This is a genomic window from Pseudomonas alvandae (genome assembly GCF_019141525.1).
Lineage (GTDB): Bacteria > Pseudomonadota > Gammaproteobacteria > Pseudomonadales > Pseudomonadaceae > Aquipseudomonas > Aquipseudomonas alvandae.
The window spans coordinates 2,392,818-2,409,473 of the sequence record NZ_CP077080.1 but is presented as its reverse complement, the minus strand read 5'-3'; the positions used below and the strand labels follow the sequence as shown (position 1 = coordinate 2,409,473).

At 61.5% G+C, this 16,656-nt stretch carries 18 protein-coding genes; 9 read left to right on the top strand and 9 right to left on the bottom strand.

The window, feature by feature from the left end; all coding sequences use genetic code 11:
* Positions 1 to 103: 103 nt before the first annotated feature.
* Positions 104 to 1,207 (bottom strand): tRNA 2-selenouridine(34) synthase MnmH, encoded by a 1,104-nt coding sequence (gene mnmH / locus KSS97_RS10805; RefSeq protein ID WP_030140093.1) that lies wholly within the window; start codon positions 1,205 to 1,207, stop codon positions 104 to 106.
* Positions 1,207 to 2,241: a selenide, water dikinase SelD gene (selD, locus tag KSS97_RS10800; protein ID WP_030140092.1), complete on the bottom strand. Its 1,035-nt coding sequence runs from the start codon at positions 2,239 to 2,241 to the stop codon at positions 1,207 to 1,209. The genes mnmH and selD overlap by 1 nt, the downstream gene beginning before the upstream one ends.
* A 152-nt stretch (positions 2,242 to 2,393) precedes the next feature.
* On the opposite strand from selD, the gene KSS97_RS10795 reads away from it, so the two are divergent.
* Together KSS97_RS10795 and KSS97_RS10790 are read left to right on the top strand one after the other, a co-directional pair.
* Positions 2,394 to 2,672 (top strand): hypothetical protein, encoded by a 279-nt coding sequence (locus KSS97_RS10795; RefSeq protein ID WP_030140091.1) that lies wholly within the window; start codon positions 2,394 to 2,396, stop codon positions 2,670 to 2,672.
* A gap of 129 nt (positions 2,673 to 2,801) precedes the next feature.
* A complete protein-coding gene (locus KSS97_RS10790; protein WP_030140090.1) occupies positions 2,802 to 3,389 on the top strand; it encodes a DcrB/PsbP domain-containing protein in 588 nt (195 codons plus the stop codon).
* A gap of 123 nt (positions 3,390 to 3,512) precedes the next feature.
* On the opposite strand, the gene KSS97_RS10785 is transcribed toward KSS97_RS10790, so the two are convergent.
* The 4 genes from KSS97_RS10785 to KSS97_RS10770 form a co-directional block, all read right to left on the bottom strand.
* Positions 3,513 to 4,229 carry an alpha/beta hydrolase gene (locus tag KSS97_RS10785; RefSeq protein WP_030140089.1) on the bottom strand — a complete coding sequence of 239 codons (717 nt, stop codon included), beginning with the start codon at positions 4,227 to 4,229 and terminating at the stop codon, positions 3,513 to 3,515.
* Between the two features lie 64 nt (positions 4,230 to 4,293).
* Positions 4,294 to 5,406 carry a succinylglutamate desuccinylase/aspartoacylase family protein gene (locus KSS97_RS10780; RefSeq protein ID WP_030140088.1) on the bottom strand — a complete coding sequence of 371 codons (1,113 nt, stop codon included), beginning with the start codon at positions 5,404 to 5,406 and terminating at the stop codon, positions 4,294 to 4,296.
* Positions 5,407 to 5,510: 104 nt separating this feature from the next.
* On the bottom strand, positions 5,511 to 6,290 hold the full coding sequence (locus tag KSS97_RS10775) for an ABC transporter substrate-binding protein (protein WP_030140087.1): 780 nt from the start codon (positions 6,288 to 6,290) through the stop codon (positions 5,511 to 5,513).
* A gap of 264 nt (positions 6,291 to 6,554) precedes the next feature.
* On the bottom strand, positions 6,555 to 6,989 hold the full coding sequence (locus KSS97_RS10770) for a rhodanese-like domain-containing protein (RefSeq protein WP_217861611.1): 435 nt from the start codon (positions 6,987 to 6,989) through the stop codon (positions 6,555 to 6,557).
* A 102-nt stretch (positions 6,990 to 7,091) separates the two neighbouring features.
* On the opposite strand from KSS97_RS10770, the gene ftrA reads away from it, so the two are divergent.
* Positions 7,092 to 8,051, top strand: coding sequence for a transcriptional regulator FtrA (gene ftrA / locus KSS97_RS10765; RefSeq protein ID WP_030140085.1), 960 nt, complete (start codon positions 7,092 to 7,094; stop codon positions 8,049 to 8,051).
* Positions 8,052 to 8,211: 160 nt separating this feature from the next.
* On the opposite strand, the gene cobF is transcribed toward ftrA, so the two are convergent.
* Positions 8,212 to 8,967: a precorrin-6A synthase (deacetylating) gene (gene cobF, locus KSS97_RS10760; protein ID WP_217861610.1), complete on the bottom strand. Its 756-nt coding sequence runs from the start codon at positions 8,965 to 8,967 to the stop codon at positions 8,212 to 8,214.
* Positions 8,968 to 9,531, bottom strand: a complete 564-nt coding sequence (locus tag KSS97_RS10755; RefSeq protein ID WP_030140083.1) for a histidine phosphatase family protein — start codon at positions 9,529 to 9,531, stop codon at positions 8,968 to 8,970.
* Between the two features lie 295 nt (positions 9,532 to 9,826).
* On the opposite strand from KSS97_RS10755, the gene KSS97_RS10750 reads away from it, so the two are divergent.
* The 5 genes from KSS97_RS10750 (at position 9,827) to KSS97_RS10730 (ending at position 14,025) form a co-directional block, all read left to right on the top strand.
* Positions 9,827 to 10,030: a hypothetical protein gene (locus KSS97_RS10750; RefSeq protein WP_217861609.1), complete on the top strand. Its 204-nt coding sequence runs from the start codon at positions 9,827 to 9,829 to the stop codon at positions 10,028 to 10,030.
* Positions 10,023 to 10,775: an N-formylglutamate amidohydrolase gene (locus KSS97_RS10745; protein ID WP_217861608.1), complete on the top strand. Its 753-nt coding sequence runs from the start codon at positions 10,023 to 10,025 to the stop codon at positions 10,773 to 10,775. The genes KSS97_RS10750 and KSS97_RS10745 overlap by 8 nt, the downstream gene beginning before the upstream one ends.
* A 103-nt stretch (positions 10,776 to 10,878) precedes the next feature.
* Positions 10,879 to 11,895, top strand: coding sequence for an arginine N-succinyltransferase (locus KSS97_RS10740; protein WP_198798048.1), 1,017 nt, complete (start codon positions 10,879 to 10,881; stop codon positions 11,893 to 11,895).
* Positions 11,896 to 11,956: 61 nt separating this feature from the next.
* On the top strand, positions 11,957 to 12,991 hold the full coding sequence (gene astA, locus KSS97_RS10735) for an arginine N-succinyltransferase (protein ID WP_030140079.1): 1,035 nt from the start codon (positions 11,957 to 11,959) through the stop codon (positions 12,989 to 12,991).
* A gap of 164 nt (positions 12,992 to 13,155) precedes the next feature.
* The gene (locus KSS97_RS10730; RefSeq protein WP_030140078.1) at positions 13,156 to 14,025 is read left to right on the top strand and encodes an isocitrate lyase/PEP mutase family protein; all 870 of its coding nucleotides are present in this window, start codon (positions 13,156 to 13,158) and stop codon (positions 14,023 to 14,025) included.
* 169 nt (positions 14,026 to 14,194) lie between these two features.
* Here KSS97_RS10730 and KSS97_RS10725 read toward each other — a convergent pair whose 3' ends face one another.
* A complete protein-coding gene (locus KSS97_RS10725; protein WP_030140077.1) occupies positions 14,195 to 15,424 on the bottom strand; it encodes an acyl-CoA dehydrogenase in 1,230 nt (409 codons plus the stop codon).
* Between the two features lie 176 nt (positions 15,425 to 15,600).
* On the opposite strand from KSS97_RS10725, the gene KSS97_RS10720 reads away from it, so the two are divergent.
* Positions 15,601 to 16,530: a LysR family transcriptional regulator gene (locus tag KSS97_RS10720; RefSeq protein WP_198798047.1), complete on the top strand. Its 930-nt coding sequence runs from the start codon at positions 15,601 to 15,603 to the stop codon at positions 16,528 to 16,530.
* Positions 16,531 to 16,656 lie beyond the last annotated feature (126 nt).

Genomic DNA, 16,656 nt, shown 5'->3' with positions numbered 1-16,656 from the left:
GCGAAGGCGGCGTAACAGTCAGCGATGATGTTGAACATGCGGGCCTATTCGCGAGCAAGCCCGCTTCCACAATGCTTCGGTGCCCTTGCTAAAGAGTACTGCCTCATCCGCCTCGAGCGGCGCGCTCAGTCAGATATTCCAACACCGCCAGCCGCTCCCCGGCGAACTCGATTCGCCCGCCCTTCTTCTCCCGCTGGAACACGTACATCGGGTCGTAGTATTCGCGCAGCAGGCCTTCGATCCAGCCGCGATGCAAATCGACGGCACCCGTGCTGGCCTGCTCGCCCAGGGCCGCTTCCATGATGTCCATCAATCGCCGATGACGGTCGCCACCCAGGCGCCTGTGAATGTTGCCGAGACTCGACAGCAGTCGCTCGGAAAACAAAGCGAAACCTTCGTCGCCATGCACGTTGATGAATTCGGCGCACAGGTTGATCACATAGTCCTGCAGGATTCGCTCGACCCGCCGCTCAAGGCTGTCTTCCAGCCAGACCATCGGCACCTGCTGCATGCGCTGGTACAACGGCAGCGGGACGGCGCAGCTGCCCACCATCCGACTTTCGTCTTCCAGCACGAACTGCTCGATGCCGGCGGCGCGCTTTTTCAGCACATCCACTGCCAGCAGGTTCTCGAAATCGATGTTGGACGGCTGTCCGGTGGCGCGCTTGCCAAAGCTCGAACCGCGATGGTTGGCGCAACCCTCCAGGTCAAGCGCATTGGGCAGTTGCGCCAGCACTTCGGTCTTGCCCGTGCCAGTCATGCCGCCCAGCAGGACCAGGTCGCACTGGGTTGCGGCCTGCTCGACGGTTTCGAGCAAAAAGGTACGCATGGCCTTGTAGCCGCCGCCGACACGGGGGTAGTCGATACCGGCTTCGTCCTTGAGCCATTGCTGGACAATTTGCGAGCGCAAGCCGCCACGGAAGCAATAGAGCAACCCGTCCGGATGAGACCGGGCGAAGTCGGCCCAGGCCTGGATGCGCTGGGCCTTGGTTTCACCGGAGACCAGCTGATGCCCCAGGACAATGGCGGCCTGCTGTCCTTGCTGTTTGTAACAGGTGCCAACCCGTTGCCGTTCGATGTCGGTCATCAGCGGCAGGTTGACCACACCGGGGAATGCACCCTTGACGAACTCGACGGGCGCACGGGTATCCATCATCGGACGATCGTTAAGGAAGATATCGCGGTAATCGGTAATGTCGTTGGGCATCAAGACACCTCGACCGCGTGGGTCTGTCGCTCGACCAATTCGCCAATCGGTTCCAGTGCAAGGCCCAGCTCGGCGGCGACCTGCAGGAATTCGCCTTCACCTTCTGGCGTGACGGCAATCAGCAGGCCGCCGCTGGTCTGCGGGTCGCACAGCACGCGCTTGTGCAACTCCTGGACACGGCCGACCTTGCTCGCGTAACTGTCATAGTTGCGCAACGTGCCGCCCGGTACACAGCCCAGGTCCAGGTAATACTCGACGCCCGGCAAGCGCGGCACCGCGTCATAACGGATGCGCGCGGTGAGCTGGCTGCCATCGGCCATCTCCACCAAGTGCCCGAGCAAGCCGAAGCCCGTGACATCGGTCATCGCGGCCACGCCGTCGAGCTTGCCGAAACGGCTGCCGGGCTTGTTGAGCGTGCACATCCAATCGCGGGCCAGGCCCACGTCGGCGGCGCGCAGCTTGCCTTTCTTTTCCGCCGTGGTGAGGATGCCGATACCCAGGGGTTTGGTCAGGTACAGGCGACACCCGGCGACAGCGGTATCGTTGCGTTTCATATGGCGCTTCTGCACGAGCCCCGTCACTGCCAGGCCGAAAATCGGCTCTGGCGCATCGATCGAGTGCCCACCCGCCAAGGGAATGCCCGCCTCATCGCACACCGAGCGACCACCGCGGATCACCTCCCGGGCGACTTCCGGGGCCAGGACGTTGACCGGCCAGCCGAGGATCGCAATCGCCATCAGCGGATCGCCGCCCATGGCGTAGATATCGCTGATGGCGTTGGTGGCGGCGATGCGGCCGAAGTCGAACGGATCGTCGACGATCGGCATGAAGAAGTCGGTGGTCGAGACCACCCCGCGCTCCTCGTCGATGGCGTAGACCGCCGCATCGTCCCGGGAGGCATTGCCCACCCAAAGCTTGGGGTCAAGATTCTGCGCGCCGCTGCCGGCCAGGATCACTTCCAGCACCTGGGGCGAAATCTTGCAGCCGCAACCGGCACCGTGGCTGTACTGGGTCAGGCGAATCGGCTCGCTCATGGGCATACCTCTCGTAAGTCAAGGTGGGTGATTCTACCAGCAACCCCCACCGTCCACCGCCAGTCGCGATCATTCGCAGCGCATCCGACGGAATTTTTCCGCCGTGGGAAGACTCACTTGAACAATAGCCGAGCCCCCACAGGAGATTGCCGATGGACCCAAAACCCGCCGCAAACAATCATCTTGATTACGGTCTCGACACGCTGTTCGGCCGCGAGACCAAAAGCGTCGACTGCCAATTCGAGGTCAAGCGTCTCGACGATGGCGAGCCGCCGTGGTTTGCCCTGCATGTACGCCCGCCGCTGCCCGAAGACCTGGCGAAAGCCCAGATCGTGGTGTTCCGCGCCGAAGGCCGGCGCATCAGCGGCATCGTCCGGCGTACCGAGCGCCTGGCCGACGACAGCCTGCAACTGGACGTCGAACCGGACTGAGCCGCCCCGGCCGGCGTCCCTAGCCATCACGGAGTGCGTTCGCGCTTGCATTTGATCAGCGCAGTGGAGTCCGGGGCGACGACCATGGGATGATCGGTCCTCAAGCACGACCACCCGTGGAGCATTTGAATGTCATCGCTGAGTCAAAACGCCGCCGCCCTGCTGCTGACGGCCATCGCCAGCCTCGTCGCATTGCCTGCGCTGGCTGCCCAGCCCAAGGCCGTGGCGCAAGCGCCCGTCCAGAAGATCTCGATGTTGGGCGGCAAATTCAGCTTCAGCCTGCCCAAGGGCTTCACGGCGACGCCCTTGTCCGCCGGGGATGTGGCGCAGGGGACCGCCGGGGCCGCCGGTACGATGTACAGCAATGCCACCACCAGAACGGTGGTGATCACGGCCGAAAACACCTTGGTCGACGGGGCGAATGTGAAGGACAACGACACCGCCTTCCTGGATACCACCTTCGCCAACTTCGCCGTCCAGAAAACCAAGGCCCTACCGGATGCCAAGATCCTCGGCGAACAGAGCCTGACCCAGAAAACCACGGGCCTGGGCCTGCGTCAGCTCGATACCAAGGCCACGCAGGGTGGCGGGCCAACGTTGGATACCACGTTGATCGGCGCTTCCGGCACGCGCATGGCCGTGGTGCAGATCATTTCCAGGGCCAGCGACCAGGCCGGTCATGAAGCGCTGGTGAAGCAGATCGCCAGCGGCAAGTGATGATTTGCCGCGGTTTTGTGGGAGCGAGCCTGCTCGCGAAGGCGGCGGCACATTCAGCATCGACTCCGGCTGAACCACCGCTTTCGCGAGCAAGCCCGCTCCCACAGGGATCCGGGGTGCATATCAGGGATTGAGGCGCTCCAGCCAGGCCCGCAGATCCTTCACTTCCTGCGCACTGATGCTGTGGCCGAGGCCTGGATAGGCATGGAATTCCGGCTCCAGGGCCAGGGTCTTGAGGAATGTGTCGGCGTCGGTGCCGTCACGGTAGGGAATGATCGGATCCACTGTTCCGTGACCGATGAACACCGCGAGCGCCCGCCGCGATTCATCGGGGGTCAGTTCGGCCCGCAGCACCGGCAGGACCCGCCCGCCCATCGCGGCAATACCGCCAACGGCTTCGGGGTGTCGCAAGGCGACTTCGTAGCTCATCATCGCCCCCTGGCTGAACCCCACCAGGTAGACGTTGCTCGCATCAGTCGGGTATTTGGCCCGGGCCTTGTCGATGAACTCCAGGAGCATCTGGCCGCTGGCCTTCAGGTCGGATGTGTCACCGTCGTACGCACCCTCGCCCTTTTTCGCAAACCACTGGTAGTGCCCCGGCTCCATAGCCTTGGGCGCCCGCACCGATAGGTAGTTGTAGTGCTCGGGCAGTTCGTCCGCAAGCCTGAGCAGGTCCTCTTCGTTGCTGCCCGACCCGTGCAGGAAAATCACCAGCGGTCGGTTCCCGGCCTTTTCGTCAGCGCGGGCCAGGTAGTTGAGTGGCAAGTCGGTATGCAGCGAAGGTTGAGCCTGCACGCCGACGGATACCAGCAGCAGAAACAGGGCGAACGCTTTGAGCATCAGTCTTCCTCCATCATTGGATAGCCGCACGGCAACGACCGTGCGGTGAGGTAGACCGCACTCATCAGTCGTTGATCAATTTCCCCGCCCGAATCGGCTCGCGCCCGGCGACTTTCGCCTGCCAGATGCCCGGCTGGGTGTAGCGTCCGCGATCCAGTGCGAACAATACCCCGCACGTGCCGGCAGGAACAACGGTGACCCGGTCATTCAACGGATCGACCACTTCGAACAGTGGATCGCCCCGCTCCACCCATTCGCCCGCTTCGCGCAAAAAGCTGACCACGCCATGGTGCGGCGCGAACAGGTACTCGGTGCCTTCGAATGGAAAACCTTCGCAGCACGCTTGCGGCGCGGCCGGCCAGTCACCGCCGATAAAGCCCTGTTCCGCCAGGAACCCGAGGATGGCTTCGCAATTGGCTTGGGCCTGCTCCACCCGGGTGTCGCCCATGCTGCCGAGTTCCAGCGTCGTCGCCAGGTTGGCCGGTGGAATCGCTGCTTGCGGAAAAATCTTCGCCAGGCGCAACCACGGCGTCGAGCAAGACTCATCGAACGAACTGCCGCCGGAATCTTCACACAGCAACGCCACGCCAGCCTTCAACCGCGCGGCCAATGAGCGCCATTGCGGCCACTGTTGCGGCAAGGCGTACAAGTGGATCGCAGCCTCGAAATCACAGTGCAGGTCCAGGGTGACATCGGCGTCGCAAGCGTGGCGCAGTAACAGCCGATGCAAGGCTTCGAGCTGAGACGGGGGCGGCGGGAGATCATCCAGCACCTCGATCATGGTCTGGCGAATCAAGGTGATATTCGCGGCCGGGTCATCCCCGAGGCGTTCACCGACGCGCTGCGCCACCGGGGCACTGAGTTCAACGAAGGATCGGTTGAAGTTCTTGCCACTGCCCAGTTCGAAACGCCCCATGTGGGCGCTTTGCAGGTGCTGGTCCAGGCCGATCGGATTGGCCACCGGCACGAGTTCGATCACGCCCTTGAGCAGGCCTTGGGCTTCAAGCGTGTTGAGGCGTTGTTTCAATTCCCATGCCGTGCGCATGCCGGGTAATTCATCGGCGTGCAGGCTGGCCTGGATATACGCCTTGCGCGGGCCGTGGCCGTAACGAAACACGCTGAGCGAACGTTCCGTGCCCAGGTGGCTCCAGGGCAAGGTATGGTCGATGCGTTGCATAGGCTCTCCAGATATCGGTTTCTCGACAGGTGCAGGGTAAGACAATCGCCCATGAAAAAGGTGGCCGGCCGGGTCAGCGGCGGGCCACCTGGTGACGTCAGCGATTAATGCCCGTAGACGTCAAAGGCAAAGTATTTGTCTTGGACTTTCTTGTACGTGCCATTGGCGCGGATTTCGGTGATGGCAGCGTTGAATTTCTCGGCAAGCGCCTGGTCGCCCTTGCGCACCGCGATACCGGCGCCGCCGCCGAAGTATTTCGCGTCTTCATAGGTCGGCCCCACGAAGGCAAAGCCTTTGCCGGCGTCGGTCTTCAGGAAGCCTTCGTCAAGGGTGACGGAGTCGGCCAGCGTCGCGTCGAGGCGACCGGAAACCATGTCCAGGTTGGCCTCCTGCTGGGAGCCGTAGCGCACCAGGTCGATCCCCGCTGGCACCAGCACCTCGGTTGCGAAGCGATCATGGGTGCTGGCGCGCAGCACACCGACTTTCTTGCCCTTGAGCTCGGTCAGCGGGTCCTTGACGTCGGAGCCTTGCTTCATCACGAAACGCGCCGGGGTGTGGTAGTACTTGATGGTGAAGTCGACGTTTTTCTTGCGATCGTCGGTGATGGTCATGGACGACAGGATCGCGTCGATTTTCTTGACCTTCAGCGCCGGGATCAGGCCGTCGAATTCCTGCTCGACCCACGTGCACTTGACCTTCATCTGTGCGCACAGCGCGTCGCCGATGTCCACATCGAAACCGGCCAACTTGCCATCAGGGGTTTTCATCGAAAACGGCGGATAACCCGCCTCGATCCCGAGACGGATCGGCTTGGCGTCTTCGGCCACGGCCGAGAATGACAATACGGACAGTGCGAGGGCACCGAACATGGCTAGCTTCTTCATTTTTGCTCCTGAGTGCGCAGGTATTTATTGATCGTTATAGGCAGAATCGGAAACAGCGTTCGGTCGATGAAAACCGAAGTGGCCCGGAGTCTAGAGATGCACCCAGGAGGGAAATTACGTCGAAGCGACAAATAGTTATAGAAATACTGCCTGGGAGCTGCGTAGAGCTGCCGAGTGAAACGAGGCTGCGATCTTTTCAAAAGATCAAAGATCAAAAGATCGCAGGCTTCGCCAGCTCCTACAGGGCCCAGCGGGAGCAAGCTTTCAGCAATCGCAGCTGATCGCCTTTTCCGCCACGCGCTCGACGGAACCGGTCAGGCGAAAACCCTCATCGAGCCAGCCCATGACCCCGCCGATCATTTCCTTGACCGGGTAACCCAGCGTTGCCAGGCGCACCGCGGCCTTGTTCGCACCGTTGCAATGCGGGCCGGCGCAATACACCACGAACAGCGTGGCCTTGGGGTAGGCCGCCAACGCCTCGGCGGTGAGGGTCCGGGTTGGGAGATTGATCGCCCCTGGCACATGCCCGCGTTCGTAAGCCAGCGGTCCGCGCACGTCCACCAGGACAAAATCGATGGTGCCCGCCGCTTGGCTGGCATGCACATCGGAACAATCGGTTTCGAACATCAGGCGACGGCTGAAATGCTGCAGGGCGAGGTCGGATGGGGCAGCAGGCACTTCACTAACAAGACTGGTCATGCGTGGTTACTCCGGGACAAATGAAGACTGGAACAGACTTTATCCCCCCGACGCTAACCGCTACAGTGGCGCACAAGACACTCTGTGGGAATTTTCCGCCAAATGCAGCCTGCTCCCGGCCTGGTCGCCATCCTCGCGTATGACGGCTTGTGCACATTCGAATTCGGTGTCGCCGTGGAAATCTTCGGATTGGCCCGGCCCGAGTTCGATTTCCCCTGGTATGAGCACCGCATCGTCGCCGTCGACGACGGTCCGATGCGCGCCATGGGCGGCTTCCAAGTCCTGGCCGATGGCGGCATGGAGCTGCTCGACACCGCCCGGACCATCATCGTGCCAGGCTGGCGCAGCCGCAGCGAACCGCCCTCCGATGCCCTGCTCCTCGTCCTGCGCCGTGCCCACGCCCGCGGTGCCCGCTTGCTGTCGATCTGCTCCGGGGCGTTCGTCCTGGCGGCCACTGGACTGCTCGATGGCTTGGCGGCAACGACGCACTGGCGCTACACCGACGAACTGGCGCAAGGCTATCCTGCCATTCGGGTCGACCCGGATGTGCTCTATGTCGACTCGGGCCAGCTCATTACTTCCGCTGGCAGCGCCGCGGGCATCGATGCGTGCCTGCACCTGGTAGCCCGGGACTTCGGTGCCCAGGTCGCCAATGCCGTGGCGCGTCGGCTGGTCATGCCGACACAACGCACCGGCGGCCAGGCACAATTCATCCCCTCACCGGTCAGCCGCACGCCACGCGGTGATTTGTCCAGCGTCATGCAGTGGGCCCGCGAGCATCTCCACGAACCGCTGGGCGTGCGCGAACTGGCGAGCCGCGCGGCGATGAGCGAACGGACCTTCCTGCGCCGCTTCACCCAAGCCTGCGGTGTATCGCCCAAGGCCTGGCTGCAACATGAACGCTTGGCCCGGGCCCGGGAACTGTTGGAAAGCACCGCAGACAACACCGACAACATCGCCCAGCTATGTGGCTATCGTTCGGTGGAAAGTTTTCGCGTAGCGTTCCGCAGCGTGGTAGGCGTGGCGCCATCGGTGTATCGGGAGCGGTTTGGCCGGGGCTGAAGATGCGCCGCGTCCAAGGCCATACCTTTGTGGCGAGGGAGCTTGCTCCCGCTCAACTGCGAAGCAGGCGCAAGATTAAGCGTATGACTGTCAGATGTCGGGGTCGCTGCGCAACCCAGCGGGAGCAAGCTCCCTCGCCACGGTTGGATCGAATCTGCAATCAACGCCTGCGCAGCAGGTATGTGTCCATGATCCAGCCATGCTCTTCTCGCGCCGCCTTACGCGTGCGCTCGATATCGTCGGCCACGTCGCCCAACCGCCCGGCGATCAGCCGTTCAACTGGCGTTCCCACATAGGCGCCCCAATAGATCCGCGTATCGGGATCGCTCACGCACTGGTAGGCATCTCCGGCATCAAGCATCACCACGACGCTTGCCGCGTCGCCCACCTGCCCCGCCGCCAACCGACGTCCGGTGGTGATCTCCAGCGAACCGCCAATCGTGTTCAACGGCACTTTATGCTTCGCCGCAAGGGCCTGGACGCTGGTGATGCCGGGGATCACATCGAATTCGAAGGCACAGCGTCCCGCGTCGAGGATCGCCTGCAGGATGCGCAAGGTGCTGTCGTACAACGACGGATCGCCCCACACCAGGAAACCGCCATGCTGCCCGTCAGATAACTCTTCATCGATCAACCTTTCGAAGGTGGTCTGCTTCGCACGGTTCAATGCTTCGACGCTCGCTGTGTAGTCCGTGTCGTCGCGTTGGCGCTCTGGACTGTAGGCTTCGACGAAACGGTAGGTACGACCGATGATGTAGCGTTGACAGATTTCGCGGCGCAGATCCAGCAGCATCTCCTTGGCGGGCCCCTTGTCCATGAGAAAAAACACATCCACCTGGTTCAAGGCCTTCACCGCCTGCATCGTCAGGTGATCCGGGTCACCGGCGCCGATGCCTATCACTGATAATTTCTTCACTTACGCTGGCTCCTGTAGGCGCAATCGCCAGACTTCGTTGAAGCGCAGGTCGACGACGCCCAGCGGTTCGATGTCGATCCGGTTGAGCGTGGCCATGGGACAACCCAGCACATTCACCAGCGCGGCGCGAATCACGAACGGATGGGTCACTGCCAGGTAGTGGCCCGGTGTGTTTTCCAGGGTTGCCAGCCAATCACCGACGCGGCGGCACAGCCGGGAGACCGACTCACCCCCATGGGGTGCGGCATCCGGGTCGTCGCGCCAGGCTTGAAGCAGTTGCGGTTCGGTCTTGAGCAATTCATCAACGGACAATCCGCGCCACTGGCCAAAATCACAATCGGCCAGGGCCTGGATCGTCTGCGGCTCGTCCCCCAGCAGCGCGGCCGTCTGACGTGCCCGCAGCTCCGGCCCGCATAGCAGATGGCGGACGTTGCGGTACTCACGCCCGATGCCAGGGCGCTTCGCCAGCCAGCCGGTATCCAAGGGTTCATCCAAACCGAAACGCGCGGCTTTCTGGGCGGCGGTGCGGCCGTGGCACATCAGGGTCAGGCGAGTGGCTTGCACGCGGGATACTCGGTTTGGCGAAGAGTCATGGCAGGAACAATCCCTGATTTTCTTGTACAGCACCTTATATGAAATCAAATAACCGAGACAAAAAGGTGTAATTTCCGACACTGAAAAAGGCTATGCCTGACATATGACGACGCTCCAGCCAAACCCTTGTCCTACAAGGCTTCTGTAGATACTTTCTGGCTTTTTAAACGGAACGTAAAAACCTCTGGACACGTAGCACCTGCTGCCCAAATACTATTTTGAGCGTTATGAAAGAATTCGACACTCATCCAGGCAAGGAGCACGGATGCCTCTCTCCAGAGACCAGATCACCGATCCATGCCTGGTTTTGACGCCATCGGAACGCCAGGTCATGCGACCGCCGCGCGATCAGGCTGTACTCGAAGCCTTGCCCGGCCTGTTGGCTGGGACCTGGTTCGCCTTTAACGCCCGGAAATTGGCCTCGACCCAGACGCTGTCATTTGCCGAGCCTTGTAAACACTATGCGTGAATCCATTGAATGTGCTGAGGCGGGTCTGTACACCAAGCCCGCGTTCCGATTGTTGCGGGAAGACTCCGATCATCCATTGCTGCTGGTTTGCGAACACGCCAGCCGCTTCATCCCAAGCGCGCTGAATGACCTCGGCCTGGATGAAACGGCCGCCCAGGAACATATTGCCTGGGATATCGGCGCCCTGGCCCTGGCTGAACGGCTGTCCGAAACCCTCGGCGCAACGTTGCTGTCCGCCAACTACTCGCGGCTGTTGATCGACCTGAATCGTCCACTTCACGTCGCCGACAGCATCCCGGCCCAAAGTGAGATTTATCAGATTCCCGGCAACCAGTCCCTGGACGACGCTACGCGCGAATACCGGCAGCGGTGCCTCTTTCATCCATTTCATGATCAGTTAAAGGCGTTGATCGACCAGCGCCTGGCGGATAAGCGGACCGTACGGGTAGTGGGCATTCACAGTTTCACACCGGTGTTCTACGGCCAACCGCGTGCCCTCGAGGCCGGGGTGCTGTTTGGCGACGCGGGGGAATATGCCCGGCGCATCGTCGAAGGGTTGGGGCGACATTCGCTGCGGGCCGCCGGTAATCAACCTTACAAAGTCAGCCCCCTGAGTGACATGACAGTACCGGTACACGGCGACGGACGCGGCCTCGATTCGGTATTGATCGAAGTGCGCAATGACCTGCTGCGCAGTCCCGAATCGATACGGACTTGGAGCGCCTATCTCGCACCGCTCCTATGACGCGACGGTGATCAATCAGTTTTCAGCTTCAACGCGTGGACATCGACAGTGATCGTCAAGCCCGGTGTAGATCATCGGGTTCTCTGGAACAGGAGTGCAATCCATGCTGGCCTTACGTCCAGTTCAGTTATCCGATTTGCCGCAACTGCAGCAACTGGCCCGCGACAGCCTGGTGGGTGTCACTTCGCTTCCAGACGACACGGATCGCCTGCGGGAGAAAATCCTCGGCTCGTGTGCCTCGTTCGAAGCGGACGTGCAGGCGCCGGGCGGGGAAAACTATTTCTTTGTCTTGCAGAACCTCGCGTCCGGCCACTTGGTGGGTTGTTCGGAGATCATCGCCAGCACCGGTTGCACCGAACCGTTCTTCAGCCTTCGCCACCGACCATTTTCCAGCGAGTCCCGGGAACTGAACATCCACCACGGCGTGCCGGCGCTGTCGTTGTGCCAGGACCTCAGCGGCCAGACATTGCTGCGCGGTTTCCACATCGACGCGACTCGCGTGCGCACCCCGGAATCGGAGTTGCTGTCCCGGGCGCGGTTGATGTTCATTGGCGCTCATCCCCGGCGCTTTGCCGAATCGGTCATTACGGAAATCGTCGGTTTCAGCAGTGAAGACGGCCGCTCTCCGTTCTGGGACGCCATCGGCCAGCACTTCTTCGACCTGCCCTACACCGAAGCCGAACGCCTGTGCGGCCTGCAGAGCCGCACCTTTCTCGCTGAATTAATGCCGCAGTATCCGATTTATGTGCCGATGTTGCCGGAGGCGGCCCAGGCCTGCATCGGCCGGGTGCACCCCGACGGCCAGGAGGCGTTCGACATACTCGAGCGCGAGGGTTTCGAAACCAACAGCTATGTGGACCTCTTCGACGGTGGGCCGACGTTGCACGGTCGAACCACGAACATTCGCTCGATCGTCCAAAGTCGCTCGGTCATCACCCGGGAAAGCCGAGTAATCGATGCCCGTGGGCGGTATCTGGTGAGCAACGATGGCCTCGCGGGTTATCGGGCCATCATCGCCGACCTGGACGTCAGCGGCGAGGGCCCGGTGGCACTGCACCCTGACATGCTGGTGGCGCTGGGAATCACCGAGGGTGAGCGGATCCGAGTGGTGAGCCTGTGAGATCGATCGAATTGCATGCCGCCCCTCGACACCGCGCCGGGCATGAAGAAGGAGCCGCTTCATGATCGTCCGTCCCGTCGCCCTGACAGACCTGCCTGCGTTACTGGACCTGGCCCGCTGCGCCGGCCCGGGCTTCACCAGCTTGCCGGCCAACGAGGAGCGCCTGGCGCATCGCCTGCGCTGGGCCCAGCGTACCTTCGCCGGACAGGTCGAACGGGCTGATGCCGACTACCTGTTTGTGCTCGAGGACGATGATCGGCAAGTGGTAGGCATAAGTGCGCTGACCGGGGCCGTCGGGGTTCGCGAACCCTGGTACAACTATCGCGTCGGCGTGACGGTCAGTTCAGCGCCTGAACTGGGCATCCAGCGGCAGATCCCGACATTGTTCCTCAACAATGAAATGACCGGGCAATCGGAAATCTGCTCGTTGTTCCTGCGGCCCGAGCAGCGTCGGGGCCATAACGGCCGGCTGCTGTCCTTGGCGCGCTTGTTGTTCGTCGCCGAGTTCCCCAGCCTGTTTGGCGAAAAGCTGATTGCCGAACTGCGCGGCCACGCCGATGCACAGGGCCGCTCGCCTTTTTGGGACAGCCTGGGGAGGCACTTCTTCCAGAAGGATTTCAGCTACGCCGATCAGCTGTCCGGCATGGGTAACAAATCATTCATCGCCGAATTGATGCCGCGTCAGCCGCTGTATACCTGCCTGCTCACCGAACAAGCCCAGGCCGTGATTGGCAAGGCTCACCCCAACACCGAACCGGCCTTGAAAATCCTCAGTGCCGAGGGTTTCGCCCATAAGGGATACATTGATATTTTCGACGGCGGCCCGGTGGTCGAGGCGCCGGTGTCGAAGATCCGTAGCGTGCGCGACAGCCAGCCGCTGACGCTGGCGATCGGTACACCGGACGAACAGGCCCCGACCTGGCTGATTCATAACCGACGCCTGGAAAACTGCCGCGTCACCAGCGCCCGCGCCCATCAACACGGCCATAGCCTGCTCGTCGACCGCGTCACCGCCAAACGCCTGCAAGTGCAGCCGGGCGACACCGTACGCGCCGTGACATTGCCCTGGCAGGGACAACGAGCGGTTGCAGCGTAAGCGGCGTGTTACAGGCTTCCCAGCCGGCGGGCTCTGGCCTGATGCCATAACGGCATCGCCTATACACATTCGTCATCATCTCTGCGCTTGCCACGTGATAGCCTTTGGATCTTTCGGCGTTGACACTTTTGCTCAAGCCTTTCCATTCCATTGGTGGATCTCATATGTCCAGGCTTTCCCATCAAGATTTGCGTCGCAGCTTTCGCCAATTGCTGGCTTCCAAGACCTGCTATCACACCGCCTCGGTGTTTGATCCGATGTCGGCGCGCATCGCCGCTGACCTGGGTTTCGAAGTGGGCATCCTGGGGGGCTCGGTGGCGTCGTTGCAGGTATTGGGCGCGCCGGACTTCGCATTGATCACCCTCAGTGAATTTGCCGAGCAGGCGACTCGCATTGGCCGCGTGGCCCAGTTGCCGTTCATTGCCGACGCCGACCATGGCTACGGCAACGCACTGAACGTGATGCGTACCATCATCGAACTCGAGCGCGCTGGCGTGGCTGCGCTGACTATCGAAGACACCTTGCTGCCAGCCCAGTTTGGCCGCAAATCCACCGACCTGATCAGCGTGGCCGAAGGCGTCGGCAAGATCCGCGCGGCATTGGAGGCACGGGTCGATTCGGAAATGGCGATCATTGCCCGCACCAATGCCGGGATCCTGCCGGTCCAGGAAATCATCAGCCGCACCCGGCAATACGAACGGGCCGGCGCGGACGGGATCTGCATGGTGGGCGTGCAAGACTTCGAGCATTTGGAACAGATCAGCGAAAACCTGAACGTCCCCTTGATGCTCGTGACCTATGGCAATCCGTTGCTGCGGGATGATAAACGCCTGGCCGAACTGGGCGTTCGCGTCACGATCGATGGCCACGGCGCCTATTTTGCGGCGATCAAGGCCACCTATGACAGCCTGCGGGAGCAGCGTCAGATCTTTACCCAGGCATCAGACCTGAGCGCCACCGAACTGACCCACACCTACACCCAGCCCGAGGAATATATCCGTTGGGCCGAGGAATACATGAGCGTCAAGGAGTGAACTGACGACCACGGGCTTCGCAACGAAGCCCTGTCGGATGTACCCCTGTGGGAGCGGGCTTGCTCGCGAAGGCGGAGTGCCAAGCGACATGTTCTTTGCAGATACACCGCATTCGCGAGCAAGCCCGCTCCCACCGAGAGTATGGGGCCTGTCTCATTAGAAAAAGTTTTCAGCGCCCGCTACGCAGCATCTCCTTGGGCACATATTTGCCGATCTCGAACTTGCCGATAGCAGCGCGGTGGACTTCATCCGGGCCGTCGGCCAGGCGCAAGGTGCGTTGCATGGCATACATATAGGCCAGCGGGAAATCGTTGGAAACCCCGGCGCCGCCGTGGATCTGGATCGCCCGGTCGATGACTTTCAAGGCCACGTTAGGCGCAACGACCTTGATCTGGGCAATTTCACTCTTCGCCACTTTATTACCGACGGTGTCCATCATGTACGCCGCCTTCAAGGTCAGCAGGCGCGCCATGTCGATTTCCATCCGCGAATCGGCGATCTTGTCGATGTTACCGCCCAGGCGTGCAAGCGGTTTGCCGAATGCGGTGCGGCTGACGGCGCGCTGGCACATCAATTCCAAGGCGCGTTCCGCCATGCCGATCGAGCGCATGCAATGGTGAATCCGCCCCGGGCCCAGGCGCCCCTGGGCAATCTCAAAGCCGCGGCCTTCACCCAGCAGGACGTTTTCGTACGGCACCCGCACGTTATCGAACAGCACTTCGGCATGACCATGGGGCGCATCGTCGTAGCCGAACACCGGCAATGGCCGGACGATTTTTACCCCGGGGGTGTCCACCGGCACCAGGATCATCGAGTGCTGGGCATGGCGTGGCGCGTCGGGGTTGCTCAAGCCCATGAAGATCAGGATCTTGCAGCGCGGATCGCAGGCACCTGAAGTCCACCATTTCTTGCCGTTGATCACCCATTGATCGCCATCGCGCTCGGCGCGGGCGGCCATGTTGGTGGCGTCCGAAGAGGCGACGTCCGGCTCGGTCATGGCGAAGGCCGAGCGAATCTCGCCCCGCAGCAGCGGCTCGAGCCAGCGTTGCTTCTGTTCTTCATTGGCGTAGCGCACGAGGACTTCCATGTTGCCAGTGTCCGGCGCCGAGCAGTTGAACGGCTCCGGCCCCAGCAACGAACGTCCCATGATTTCCGCCAGCGGCGCGTATTCCAGGTTGGTCAGGCCGGCACCCAGTTCGGATTCCGGCAGGAACAGGTTCCACAAGCCCTCGGCTTTTGCCTTGGCCTTGAGTTCTTCCATGATGGCCGTGGGCTGCCAGCGATCACCTTCCGCTACCTGGCGCTCGAACACCGCTTCGGCCGGGTAGACGTAGGCATCCATGAACGCCGTGACGCGCTCGCGCAGTTCCTGAACCTTGGGGGAGTAGGCAAAATCCATCGGCAGCACCTTCTGGCAGAGGTTGTTTTTAGGTCATGGAATCGATGCTAGTTGAGCTACGAAAATTTACCTAACCTATTCTCGGCGTGTATTAACATTCATCACCGATATATGGTTCACTGATTTGCATCGCCACCCGGCACCTCATACAAGCCCAAGAATAAGAGTGCAGCGCCATGAATCTGAGCAAGGTCGACCTCAACCTTTTCATTGTCTTCGATGCCATCTACACCGAAGCCAACCTGACCCGCGCCGGGCAGATCGTCGGTATCACTCAGCCGGCCGTGTCCAATGCCCTGGCGCGCTTGCGCGAGACCTTCAACGACCCACTGTTCGTGCGCACCGCCCAAGGGATGGTGCCCACGCCGATGGCCCAGAATATTATCGGGCCGGTACGTAACGCCTTGTCGCTGCTACGGGTGTCGGTGCAGGAAAGCCGGATTTTCAATCCGCTGCAAGCCGTCAAGACCTACCGCATCAGCATGACCGACCTCACCGAAGGCGTGATCCTGCCGCCGCTGTTCCAGCGCTTGCGCCGACTGGCGCCGACCGTGGCCATCGAGAGTTTCCTGTCCAAGCGCCGGGAAACCACCAAGGAACTGGCCGCCGGGCGCCTGGACTTCGCGGTCGATGCGCCGCTCAACACCGATCCGCAGGTGCGCCACGTCAAGTTGTTGGAAGACCGTTACGTGTGTGCCATGCGCAAGGGCCATCCTTTGGCAGGCAAGGAGAAGCTCAGTCTTGACGATTACCTGGCCCAGACCCACGTGCATATTTCCAGTCGCCGCAACGGCCTGGGTTATGTCGACTTGGCCCTCGGCAAAATAGGCATCCAGCGCAAGATTGCCCTGCGCTCGCAACATTATTTGATGGCTTCCCAGGTGCTGCAGCAGACCGACATGGTCATGACGGTTCCTGAACGTTTTGCCCGCCGCCACGATCTGCATGCGGTCCACGTGCCCGTCAACGATGTGCCGCCGGTGGAAACCCATCTCTACTGGCATGAAAGCACCGACCAGGACCCGGCCAACCGCTGGATGCGCGAACAGATGATCGAGCTATGCCAGCAGGTGACGGCCCATGAGAAGAAGCTCGATAGGGTTTAGCCTGTCCAATGTGGGAGCGAGCCTGCTCGCGATAGCGTCGGGTCAGTCACTATTCATATTGGCTGGACTACCGCTTTCGCGAGCAGGCTCGCTCCCACAGGTTTCGTCGACAGTTCATTGCTTGAC

Excerpts from the sequence above, each read along its gene's own strand:
- mnmH (WP_030140093.1), bottom strand. The coding sequence starts at position 1,207 with ATGCCCAACGACATTACCGATTACCGCGATATCTTCCTTAACGATCGT.
- selD (WP_030140092.1), bottom strand. The coding sequence starts at position 2,241 with ATGAGCGAGCCGATTCGCCTGACCCAGTACAGCCACGGTGCCGGTTGC.
- KSS97_RS10795 (WP_030140091.1), top strand. The coding sequence starts at position 2,394 with ATGGACCCAAAACCCGCCGCAAACAATCATCTTGATTACGGTCTCGAC.
- KSS97_RS10790 (WP_030140090.1), top strand. The coding sequence starts at position 2,802 with ATGTCATCGCTGAGTCAAAACGCCGCCGCCCTGCTGCTGACGGCCATC.
- KSS97_RS10785 (WP_030140089.1), bottom strand. The coding sequence starts at position 4,229 with ATGCTCAAAGCGTTCGCCCTGTTTCTGCTGCTGGTATCCGTCGGCGTG.
- KSS97_RS10780 (WP_030140088.1), bottom strand. The coding sequence starts at position 5,406 with ATGCAACGCATCGACCATACCTTGCCCTGGAGCCACCTGGGCACGGAA.
- KSS97_RS10775 (WP_030140087.1), bottom strand. The coding sequence starts at position 6,290 with ATGAAGAAGCTAGCCATGTTCGGTGCCCTCGCACTGTCCGTATTGTCA.
- KSS97_RS10770 (WP_217861611.1), bottom strand. The coding sequence starts at position 6,989 with ATGACCAGTCTTGTTAGTGAAGTGCCTGCTGCCCCATCCGACCTCGCC.
- ftrA (WP_030140085.1), top strand. The coding sequence starts at position 7,092 with ATGCAGCCTGCTCCCGGCCTGGTCGCCATCCTCGCGTATGACGGCTTG.
- KSS97_RS10750 (WP_217861609.1), top strand. The coding sequence starts at position 9,827 with ATGCCTCTCTCCAGAGACCAGATCACCGATCCATGCCTGGTTTTGACG.
- KSS97_RS10745 (WP_217861608.1), top strand. The coding sequence starts at position 10,023 with ATGCGTGAATCCATTGAATGTGCTGAGGCGGGTCTGTACACCAAGCCC.
- KSS97_RS10740 (WP_198798048.1), top strand. The coding sequence starts at position 10,879 with ATGCTGGCCTTACGTCCAGTTCAGTTATCCGATTTGCCGCAACTGCAG.
- astA (WP_030140079.1), top strand. The coding sequence starts at position 11,957 with ATGATCGTCCGTCCCGTCGCCCTGACAGACCTGCCTGCGTTACTGGAC.
- KSS97_RS10730 (WP_030140078.1), top strand. The coding sequence starts at position 13,156 with ATGTCCAGGCTTTCCCATCAAGATTTGCGTCGCAGCTTTCGCCAATTG.
- KSS97_RS10725 (WP_030140077.1), bottom strand. The coding sequence starts at position 15,424 with ATGGATTTTGCCTACTCCCCCAAGGTTCAGGAACTGCGCGAGCGCGTC.
- KSS97_RS10720 (WP_198798047.1), top strand. The coding sequence starts at position 15,601 with ATGAATCTGAGCAAGGTCGACCTCAACCTTTTCATTGTCTTCGATGCC.